Origin of the sequence: Mycobacterium gordonae (assembly GCF_001417955.2) — a bacterium.
Classification (GTDB): domain Bacteria; phylum Actinomycetota; class Actinomycetes; order Mycobacteriales; family Mycobacteriaceae; genus Mycobacterium; species Mycobacterium gordonae_B.
Genome location: NZ_LKTM01000234.1, coordinates 1 through 871, shown reverse-complemented (window position 1 = coordinate 871; position 871 = coordinate 1). Strand labels below are relative to the sequence as shown.

The 871-nt window shown below is 80.0% G+C and carries 1 protein-coding gene; it reads left to right on the top strand.

Translation table 11 applies throughout. The features are described from left to right. A partial coding sequence (locus AO501_RS38185; protein WP_197419878.1) for a hypothetical protein occupies window positions 1–871 on the top strand: 871 nt, incomplete at both ends.

The following is an 871-nucleotide window of genomic DNA, read 5'->3' as shown; positions in this document are numbered from 1 at the left end:
ATCGGGGGCCTGGGTGGCAACGGCGGTGCGGGCGGCGACGGCGGGTCCGGCGGGGCCGGTGCGGGCTTCGGCACGGTCGGCGGGAACGGCGGTAATGGCGCCTCCGGTGGCGCTGCCGGGTCGGGTGGCGCCGGTGGAGCCGGCGGATTGCTCGGCCTCGGCGGCGGTGCCGGCAACGCCGGCGTGGGTGGAAACGGCGGCGTCGGCGGATCGGGCGCTACCGGGGATGTCGGCGCGTCGCGCGGGCCGGGCGGCGGTCTTGCGGCAGACGGGTACCGCGGCGGAACCGGCGGCAATGGCGGCGCGGGAGGCAACTCAAGCAATGCCGGCTTCAACGGCTCCGGCGGTGCGGGTGGAGCAGGCGGCGCGGGCGGTGGCGGTGGTGCCGGTGGTGCAGACATCGGGACAGGTGCCGGCGGGGGCGGCCAGGGCGGAGCGGGTGGTGACGGCGGCGTCGGTGGCGCGGCAGGCACCGGCGGTGCCGGAGGCACGGTTGGCGCCGGCGGCAAGGCCGGCACCGGCGGCAACGGCGGAGTGGGCGGCAACGGATCAGCCGCCGTATCCGCCTCGCAACTCGGCGGCGACGGCGGCTTCGGCGGCAAGGGCGGTCAGGGCGGCCAGGGCGGCAGCGCCGGTGGCGCGACCGGGACCAGTGGTGCCGGCGGCGCGGGCGGTTTCGGCGGTCAGGGCGGCCTCGCCGGGAACGGCCACAACGGCGACGGCACCAACGGTGCCACCGCCGGCGGCACCGGCGGCCGGGGTGGCAACGGCGGCGCCGGAGGTGCGGCCGGGGCCGTCGGCACCGGCGGCACGGTGGGCGCCGGCGGGCAAGCGGGTACCGGTGGCGCGGGCGGTGGCGGGGGCAGCGGAG